Source organism: Streptomyces sp. KR55, assembly GCF_052245645.1.
Classification (GTDB): Bacteria; Actinomycetota; Actinomycetes; order Streptomycetales; family Streptomycetaceae; genus Streptomyces; species Streptomyces flavusporus.
This window is the reverse complement of sequence record NZ_JBQQCE010000421.1, coordinates 1-8629: the sequence shown is the minus strand read 5'-3', so window position 1 is coordinate 8629 and position 8629 is coordinate 1. Positions and strand designations below refer to the sequence as shown.

The window sequence follows — 8629 nt, the reverse complement described above, 5'->3', positions numbered from 1 at the left end:
AACAGCGCCAGACCCAGGACGAAGTAGACCACTAAACGGGCGGGAAGCAGCCGTCTGCGCCGCTCTCCACGGCCGCATGCGGCCACCACACGGTCCACCAGACCCGGCGGATACACCCAGGTCAACAACCCAAGACCCGATAACTCCGGCACACCCTCGGCCACCGACACCACCCCCGAGACGGTCCCAGCAGACTACGCCCGCAAGTTAACGCAACGGCATTGCGCCTAAGGGCTGTCCCGTAAGTGACTCGTCCCTTTCACGGGTCCGCGGTCGGTTTCAGGTCAGAACCATCCATCGTCGGCCGTCGATAAGTTCTCGTGCGGCGTCGAGATGTCCGGCGTGGCATGCGGTCTCGGTGATGACGTGCAGCAGGACGTCCCGAACGGTGTGCAAGTGCGGTTCGCCGAAGAGGTGCTGGGGCCACCAGGCCAGAGGGGTGTCTGCGTCCGCAGCGGCGACGGCGTTGTTTGCGAGGTCCGCCTCCGTGCGGTATCGGTCGAGTACCTCGGTATGCGGTACGTCGGGGGCCACCTGCCAGGCGTCGTCGATGTCATCGAGGGCTTCGATAACGGCGGGATCGCCGGTGATGACGGCACGGAACCAGAACCGCTCGACGTCGAGCGCGAGGTGCTGGACGAGCCCCAGGCAGCTCCATCGGGACGGCAGCACGGGCCGCCGCAATGCCTCCGGGTCCAGCCCGTCGAGTATGCCGAGGACATGCCGGCGCTGTGCGTCCAGAAAGGACAGGAGGACCTGGATCTCGGTGTTCGCTGTCGGGGACACGGTCGCGGTCACTGTGCGATCTCCCAGATGTGGCCGCCCGGATCCTTGAAGCTGGCAGTTCGTATTCCCCAGGGCCGGTCCATCGGGCCGTTCAGCAGCGTCACGCCGCGGGTGGTCAGCTCCTTGCACATTGCGTCCACATCGTCCACGGGGAGGGTGAGCTGAACGCGGGAGCCGGCGTCCGGGGCGGCGACGCGCGCGGGGCCGATCAGCTCGTGTGCCGCGGTGGATTGCAGCAGGTTAATGATGGTGTTCCCGAAGCTGAACACAGCCGAGTTGTTGTCCTCGTAGGTCACCGGCAGGCGGAACACGTCACGGTAGAACCGCTTCGTGGCCTCCAGGTCCTCTACGAACAGGGTGATGGCACTGATCTTTCCGGGCCACGCGGTTTCGGTTGTCGTGTGGGTCACGGCTACAAAGGATCTACTAGTGGCTGCCCCCTGCATAGGTGGCAGCGGGTATCTCGAGCAATTGTCAATACTTGTGGATCGGATAGGAATCAAGGCCACAGCAGCTGCTTGGTCCATCCGTCGGGTGAAGAGAGGTAGACGAGGCGGGTGTGGCGGCGCTGCTTGTCGCCCTGCCAGAACTCCACCGACTCCGGCCGCACTGAGTACAGCGTCCACCCTGGCGCCACAAGGTCCGGCTCGCTCTTGATCCGCATGAGCGATGCCTCCACCTGCGCATCCCTCTCGGCCAGGTCCGCGAGCGGTTGCGATTGCCGACCAAGCAGGGCTTCCGCCCGTGCCCCCGCGCCGCGCGCGAGGAAGTCCGCAGCGCACAGTTCAGCGGTCTCTCGCACAACCGGTCCGCGCACCCGGACCTGTCGGGCGAGCGGTGCCCAGTAAAAGGTCAGCGCCGCATAGGGGCGAGCTGCGAGGTCGCGGCCCTTGAGACTGCTCGCGTCCGAGGCGAACTGCCAACCCTCGGGGCCCACGTCCTTGAGAATGAGTACGCGGGCGGTCGGATCACCGCTGGCGTCCGCCGTGGACAGCGTCATGGCATGCGGCTCCTGCACCCCGGCGCTCAACGCCTTGAGCAACCACTCGGTGAACAGCTCGAACGGCGTGTCCGGCGCAGTCGATGGGTCGAACCCGGGAAGCTCGCCGGCGAAGACTTCGATGTCACGCAGCGTTTGACGCAGGTTGGTCGCACCGGTCACGTTCCACTCCCTCAGCCGTGATCACTCAAGTCGAACTGAACCTATCAACTTGACCAATTCACAAGCTGATTAAAGGTTGATCACGCCGCTTCGACCCCAGGGTGTTCGACGAGGTGGCCGTTTTCGAAAGGGGCGCCCGTACGGACGAGGGCGACGAGGTGGGGTGCGGTGATCGCGCGCCAGCGGGCCTGGGCGGACTCGGCGAGCTTGAAGACCATCGCGAGGGCTGCGGCCGGGCTTCCCGCGCCTCGGGTGACCTTCGTCCGGAGTTTCACCGTGCTGAAGGTCGATTCAATGGGATTTGTGGTGCGCAGGTGCACCCAGTGCTCGGCGGGGAAGTCGAAGAACGCGAGGAGTTCGTCGAGGTCGTCGGTGATGCGGAGATTCCAGCACCCGACCGCTACGGCTAGTACCACCTGCCAGGATGTAGGCCATCGCCTCTTCAGGTCGACTCGCTTGCGTGGATGAGCCGCTTCGCGCCGCTTCCCAGAGACAGCATGGCGCCCGTTGGGTCACGGCCTGCCACCGCCATGGGCGACGACTCACGCCTAAGACCTGTCCCGTAACTGCCGCAAAACGAGCAACAGCCCCGCGGCAACGGGGCAGTCTCAGGTTTCGAGGCGGCCCGGTCACATGGCTGATCGCCGAAGGGTTTCCCGCCACTCGTTCACCACATCGCGGGACTCATCCAGGGCGAGATCGCGACTTCCGCCGGGTGCGTAGGCCGGGGACCGGTCCGCATGGAGCGGCACATGGGCGCAGTACCAGGCCCGCTTGGCGCCCGCTTGCTCCGCGTCCGTGCCTGTCCGTAGATAGTCGAGCAGTGCAGTCATGACCCGGCGGCGTCCGAATGCGTAGACCGCTGGTTCGACGAACCAGCGGCAGAAGCTAGGGTCCGGGTCGTAGACGGCTGCGGCCATCAACGGGGCGAAGAACTCTTCGGGCAGGCGGGCGCGTTCGAGCAGTGGCTTGCGTGCCGCATGGGCCAGGTGCCGCGCGCGGCGGGCTTCCGGCACGCCGGCCGCGTTCCCGAGGTCCAGCAGCCGAGCCACCTCTGCGGCGCATGACAGGAAGGAGCGTGCATCTGCCTCGTCGTGCTCTTCTTCGGCCATGGCGGCATTCTGGACCGACTCGGGGCCAGAAGGTACGGGGCGATGGTTGCTGCTCCGTGAGCGATGGCATGTCGCTCAGCTACTTCTCCAGGGTGAAACGATCATGCTATGGCTAGTGTGATCACGGCGTCGGTGCCGTCCTGGATAGAGCCCTTCACCGGGCTGAGCTCGCGCTGCTTCGGCAAGTTGGTAGCCTCGGTACGACGCGAGCAAGCCGCAGATCAGCAGCGCGGCCGCCCCTGGAGTCTGTCGCTGGAGGACCGTGTCCTGCTGGTCACGGCGTACTGGCGCACAAACTTGACGATGCAACAGCTTGCCCCCTTGTTCGGGATCTCCAAGTCGGCCGCAGACCGGATCATCGACCACATCGGTCCGATGCTTGCGCTCTGTCAGCGGAAGCAGTTCCGCAAGGACACTGTGCTCATTGTCGACGGCACCTTGGTGCCCACCCGCGACCACTCGGTGGCTGAGCAGTCGAAGAACTACCGGTATTCCACTGCCCATCAGGTCGTCATCGACGCCGACACCCGCCTGGTCGTCGTGGTCGGCCGGCCCTTGCCGGGCAACCGGCACGACTCCCGCGGCTAGGAGGAATCCGGCGCCAAGGCCGCCGTCGGCACCACGACGACCATCGCCGACGGCGGCTACCAGGGCACCGGCCTCGTCATCCCGCACCGCCGCCGCAAGGGCGAAGAGCTCCCGGCCTGGAAGGAGGAACACAACCGGTCGCACAAACAGGTGAGGGCCCGCGTTGAGCACACCTTCGCCCGTATGAAGACCTGGAAGATCCTCCGCGACTGCCGCCTCAAAGGCGACGGCGTCCACCACGCCATGCTCGGCATCGCCCGCCTCCACAACCTCACCCTCGCCGGGTGACGAAGAAACAGACAGGTCAACGCACACGTCGTAGATCATTTACGGGACAGCGCTTACTACGCGTCGTGATGACAGTGCGATGGTGCGGTTCAGCCGTCGAACCGGATCCAGTCGATCACGGCGTCGGCCAACGGGGCGAGAGCGCTGCGGTGGGTAGCGCCGGCCCTGGCGCTGAAACCGTTCTCGCCTTCTTCGTCCGAGACGTGCAGGACGAGCCCCGGGGCCACGTAGAAGCGGGTGGGCGCCCAGGGCCAGAAGGGGCGGAGGGGCACGGGGTGGAGCCCATCGGTGATCTGGTCGACCTGTTGCGCGGTGAGCTGGCGGGGCAGTGCCGCGTAGCAGGCGCTCATTGAAGCTTCGAAGAGAGAGAACTGGAGGAGGAAGCCGCTGAGCGGTTCTTGTTCAGCGATCGGAGGTTCGTCGTACTCGCGGAACCAGACGGTCGGATCGGTTTCGGGCCCGTCAAGCGTCCAGAGGAGTGCCCAGAAGAATCCTCCCTGGTTTTCCTCGCCGAAGACGAGCATCTCTCCCCTGGGATCGGTCCGGCGTTTGGAAGCGGGAAGGATCCGGTTCTGCGCTCCCCGGCAGCCTGGATGGTGCTCTGCCAGTTGGTAGAACTGCCGCAGTCCATCCGGCAGGTCCAGGGCAGGTGCCTGTACTGATGGCGGCCCAGCTTCCTCGGACATAGCGGGATACCAGCCGGTGATGAACTGTTCGAGCGCACTGGCTCGGTTGCCGTTCACATGTCTGAGCCACTCCAGGCTCGGGAGATCTGCCGGAGGGAGAGGGGGACGGACGCGGTCCAGGCTGGGCTTGCTCAAGGGTGAATCGAGCCGAAGGGCACAGTCGGTGAGAACGTGCTCAGTACAGCCCGGACGCAGTACCGTTCCGGCCCGAGTCACGGATCCGGTGCCGAGATACACGAGGCCTTCCGAGACTCGGACCATCAGATGAACAGGCAACTTCGTGTCATCTCTGCCCCACGCCCGGGGCTTTTCCAGGAGCCTTTCACTGACCGGCGTTGGCGCACGGCCAAGGAGGCGGACCTCGCTGGCGTTCCACACGCCGCTCCTGTCGAGTGAGTCCCCGGCTTCCACGATGATCACTGTCCCGGCATCGCCGATGACGACGGTGGCGGTACCGAAGGTGAAGCTCTCTGTGGCCGCCGTGTCACCGCAGAGCGCGTACGCCTGCATGTCGTTCGCGAGTGACATGGGAGATATCGCGGGAGAGTGATCAGCCATATGCACATCTTCCTCGACGATCAGATGTCGGCTTCCTGTGTGTGCTTGTCGCTTGCCAGCAGTACCGCTAAAGGTTTGTGAGCGAGGCTTGACGTGGATCAAACCGTCGTTCCTGTGGATGATGTACCGCTGCGGCTGGGCCACGAAGGCGGGACAGGAAACCGTTCTTGCCGTCGAGATCACACGCGACGGCTTCGAGTGGGCGCTGCGCAACGCCTGCCTGTCGAGTTACACACGTGCGCTGCACACCGACCGCAGCACCTGGCAACGCCAGTTGAAGCGTGCACCGGCCCGCGTCCAGTGGGACCCCGAGCGCGATCTGCACCTGCAGCCCCTGCCGCACCGCTCACTGCAACTCGGGCTCTCCGGTGAGGCCGTACGACGTTACGCGGACGAGTGGACGGTCTCCATCAGCGACGTGACTCCGCTCGCCCGCGAGATCCACGCACTCGTCAGCAGCGGCGACCTGGACTCCGCAGCACGACTGCTGCCCAAGGAGCGGCCATATCCGACCGAAGACGACCTCATGACGCACCTGCGCTCGTGACCGAGCACACTCGCAGAACGGCCAGCTGCGTCCTATGGGTCATATGGCAGCACAGGCTCGCCGGGACGGGGTCAAGCTAAGTACCCCGTTCGAGACGAACGGGGGAGCCTCGTGCCCGACGGGCGTCGCTCCGGCGCCGGAGGTTTCGGAGAAGTAGCCGAACCGGCCTGAGTCTCACCCAGCCGGCCCTGGCATCGATCATCGTTCGCGCGGTGCCACGGCCGACTCGGCTTGCAACTCCTAAAGCGATGCCCTCATGCCCCTTGCTTCTCGGGGCCTGCCGCATACGCCAGTGGCGGCGCAATCGCCTGAACATCTGCCCCTTCTCCGACCCACAGGGCGATGAACAGCGCGGCGGTCGCCTCCAGCAACCCGGCCCGTTCCAGCCCGCCCCCCATGAGGGGCTCACAGCCCACATCTCGCACCAGATCGCGTACGAGCGCCAGTGCCCGCTGATCGTCCCCGCAGACGGGAACGGCGAGTGGCCTCCCGTCGAAGACCGGCGGGCTCATGCGCCACACGTCTTCGTGGCAGAGGTTGAACGCCTTGACCACATGCGCACCAGGGGCTGCGGCAGCCAGCCTGTGTGCGGCCGAGGGGCCATCTTGTGTCAGCAGGCGAAAACCGGGCCCCACCGGGTTGGAGCAGTCGAGCAGGACCCTCCCGCTCAGGGCCGTGTGAAGTTCCTGAGCGACTTCCGCCCCCGCCTCGTAGGGCAGCGCGACCAGCACCACCTCACCGAACCCGGCCGCCTTGCGCAGAGTCCCGTGCCTCGCATCACCCCCAAGGCGCGTTGCGAGCCGTTGTGCCTTCCGCTCGTCCCGCCCTCCGACGAACACCTCGTGCCCCGCCCTGGCCCAGTGCGTGGCGAGTGCGTCCGCCATATTGCCCGTCCCCAACACGCCGATCTTCACCGATCTGCTCCTCTACGCTCGCCGCACTTGCTTCACAGCTTTTGAGGCAACGCTAGAAAGCTCGTCAGGCACCATGTGGTAAGTGACAACCGACGCCTTCCTCGCCGACTGCCGCGCCCGCCTTGCCTTCGACCTTCTCTCCAACACGTGGAACGCCGTTGTGCTCTGGGCCCTGCGCGACGGGCCCAGGCGCCCCGGCAGGCTGCGTGACCACATCGGCGGCATCAGCCCCAAAGTCCTCACCGAGACGCTGCGGCGCCTGGAATTCAACGGCTTGGTGAAGCGGGACGCCTATAGCGAGGCGCCGCCCCGTGTCGAGTACGAACTCACCGATCTGGGCCGGACGTTGCTCGGCCCGATCAATGCGTTTGGCGCGTGGGCCTTCGAGCACGGCGATGAGGTCATGGCTGCCCAGGACCGGCATGCCACGCAGGTTCCGGACCGGCAGACTGGCCACCCTCACAGCCGCTAGAACTCGCTTCGTGCGTGACTACACGACCTTCGGATGCCCGTACTTCGACTGATCTCCGGCACTAAACGGGGTCACATGACATGAGAGGCTCGCCGGGACGGGGCTCTCCTGCCCCATCGGCATCGCGCCGGCGCCAGAAGCCGCGGACAAGTAGACCGTGCCAGCCGCCGGGCGGTCGCCGCGTCGCTGATGGCAAGCGGTCGTCAGTATGCGTTGCGGCGCCGCAGTCCGAGGGGGCGGCCGTCCGGGTCGACGAAGAGGCGGTGCAGGGACGTGTAGAACGTCGTGGCCGTACGGGAAAGGGTCGGTGGGCGGTAGGTGCGCAGGCGGCCGGGGGGTCTGGGGCCGCGGTGGTCGCCTGCGTGCCAGGAGTCCAGTGCGGCGGCGGTCGCCGCGAAGGCGTCGAAGGCGGTCGTGGGATCGCAGAGCGGGTCGGGTGTCTGGGGAGTCCGGGGGGCTTCGGTGTCCAGGTGCTCGTGGGAGAGTTCCAGGCGCAGGTTTCTGGCGTAGCTGCGCGCGCCGTCCCCGAGGCCGCCGGGGTCGCGCGGTTCACGTGGGTCTGGGCGCTCGTCCAGGACGGCGCAGCTGAGTTCTGAGTCGTGGGTCCACGAGCGGAGGTTGATGTTGTCGGATCCGACCGAGGCCCACACGTCGTCGATCACGCAGGCCTTGGCGTGCACGTACACCGGTGTCCCGGCGTGGTTCTCCAGCCCGTACACCGCGACGCGTCCACCACCGGCGCGGCGCAGCCTGTCCAGGGCGGCGATCCGGCCGATCAGGTTCATCGGCAGGGTGAGCCGGCCGTCCTGCTCGGGGAGGGACGGGATGACCGCGATCAGGCGTAGCCCGGTGTTGGCGGTCAGTGCCTCGGCGAAGCACTGCACCACGTGCGGAGACCACAGGTACTGGTCCTCCAGGTAGATCAGGGCCCGGGCCCGCCGCAGCGCTTTGCGGTAGCCGCGCGCGATGCTGCGCTCGCCGTCGGGGGCGAACTCGTAGCCGCGCAGCAGTCGGTTGGGGTAGGTGCGCAGGACCTGGAGGGTATGGGTACCGCAGGGCCGGGGGTCGGGCGTCTGGGGTGGCAGCGGGTCCGCGCGGATGTCCTCGCGGTGTGCGAGCTCTCGCAGGCGGACGAGCGGGCTGCGGGTGAGCGGTGCCGGGTCCTCCCAGCGTTCCCGGAAGACGGCCTCGATGTCGCCGACGGCCGGTCCGCGTATCGCGAGCTGGATGTCGTGCCACGGTGGGTGCTGTCCGTACGCGGCGGCGATGGGCTGTGGCTGCGGGTCGCCGCGGTGCGTCGCATCGTCATGGCGGTTGTGGCACAGGTCGATGCCGCCGACGAACGCGATGTCGAGCTCGGGGCGGTCGGCATGCCGGAGCACGACGAACTTCTGGTGGTGTGAGCCGCCGGGGCGCACCCGCATGTCGAGCAGGCACTCGCCGCCGGCCGCTTCGACCTCCTCGCCGAGGTGGCGGTTCTCGGCCTCGCTGAACTGGAACCGGTCCAGGTGGGACC

At 66.7% G+C, this 8629-nt stretch carries 10 protein-coding genes and 2 pseudogenes; 3 read left to right on the top strand and 9 right to left on the bottom strand.

Going from position 1 to position 8629, the window contains the following annotated elements; all coding sequences use genetic code 11:
* The 6 genes and pseudogenes from ACTWQJ_RS40150 to ACTWQJ_RS40125 all read right to left on the bottom strand — a co-directional run.
* Nucleotides 1-86, bottom strand: an 86-nt coding sequence (locus ACTWQJ_RS40150; RefSeq protein WP_443311374.1) for a transposase domain-containing protein, incomplete at its 3' end; no start/stop codon positions are given.
* Nucleotides 87-279: 193 nt separating this feature from the next.
* Nucleotides 280-798 carry a DinB family protein gene (locus ACTWQJ_RS40145; protein ID WP_443311373.1) on the bottom strand — a complete coding sequence of 173 codons (519 nt, stop codon included), beginning with the start codon at nt 796-798 and terminating at the stop codon, nt 280-282.
* A complete protein-coding gene (locus tag ACTWQJ_RS40140; RefSeq protein ID WP_443311372.1) occupies nt 795-1196 on the bottom strand; it encodes a VOC family protein in 402 nt (133 codons plus the stop codon). Before ACTWQJ_RS40140 ends, ACTWQJ_RS40145 begins: the two co-directional genes overlap by 4 nt.
* Nucleotides 1197-1285: 89 nt before the next feature.
* On the bottom strand, nt 1286-1948 hold the full coding sequence (locus ACTWQJ_RS40135; protein WP_443311371.1) for a pyridoxine/pyridoxamine 5'-phosphate oxidase: 663 nt from the start codon (nt 1946-1948) through the stop codon (nt 1286-1288).
* Between the two features lie 80 nt (nt 1949-2028).
* A pseudogene (locus tag ACTWQJ_RS40130) lies at nt 2029-2328 on the bottom strand (transposase); the annotation flags it as partial.
* A 249-nt stretch (nt 2329-2577) separates the two neighbouring features.
* Nucleotides 2578-3060, bottom strand: a complete 483-nt coding sequence (locus ACTWQJ_RS40125; protein ID WP_443311370.1) for a hypothetical protein — start codon at nt 3058-3060, stop codon at nt 2578-2580.
* A gap of 108 nt (nt 3061-3168) precedes the next feature.
* Between ACTWQJ_RS40125 and ACTWQJ_RS40120 the strand changes: the two are divergent.
* Nucleotides 3169-3936, top strand: a pseudogene (locus ACTWQJ_RS40120) (transposase).
* A gap of 89 nt (nt 3937-4025) precedes the next feature.
* On the opposite strand, the gene ACTWQJ_RS40115 reads toward ACTWQJ_RS40120, so the two are convergent.
* Nucleotides 4026-5282 carry a hypothetical protein gene (locus tag ACTWQJ_RS40115; protein WP_443311375.1) on the bottom strand — a complete coding sequence of 419 codons (1257 nt, stop codon included), beginning with the start codon at nt 5280-5282 and terminating at the stop codon, nt 4026-4028.
* Here ACTWQJ_RS40115 and ACTWQJ_RS40110 point away from each other — a divergent pair.
* Entirely contained in the window at nt 5218-5727 is a 510-nt protein-coding gene (locus ACTWQJ_RS40110) for a DUF4291 domain-containing protein (RefSeq protein ID WP_443311369.1), read from the top strand. The genes ACTWQJ_RS40115 and ACTWQJ_RS40110 overlap by 65 nt on opposite strands.
* Nucleotides 5728-5981: 254 nt before the next feature.
* Here ACTWQJ_RS40110 and ACTWQJ_RS40105 read toward each other — a convergent pair whose 3' ends face one another.
* Nucleotides 5982-6641, bottom strand: a complete 660-nt coding sequence (locus ACTWQJ_RS40105) for an NADPH-dependent F420 reductase (protein WP_443311368.1) — start codon at nt 6639-6641, stop codon at nt 5982-5984.
* A gap of 82 nt (nt 6642-6723) precedes the next feature.
* Here ACTWQJ_RS40105 and ACTWQJ_RS40100 point away from each other — a divergent pair, with 82 nt between their 5' ends.
* Nucleotides 6724-7113, top strand: coding sequence for a winged helix-turn-helix transcriptional regulator (locus ACTWQJ_RS40100; RefSeq protein ID WP_443311367.1), 390 nt, complete (start codon nt 6724-6726; stop codon nt 7111-7113).
* Between the two features lie 203 nt (nt 7114-7316).
* On the opposite strand, the gene ACTWQJ_RS40095 is transcribed toward ACTWQJ_RS40100, so the two are convergent.
* Nucleotides 7317-8629 (bottom strand): phospholipase D family protein (locus ACTWQJ_RS40095; protein WP_443311366.1); only part of this gene is annotated, 1313 nt, incomplete at its 5' end.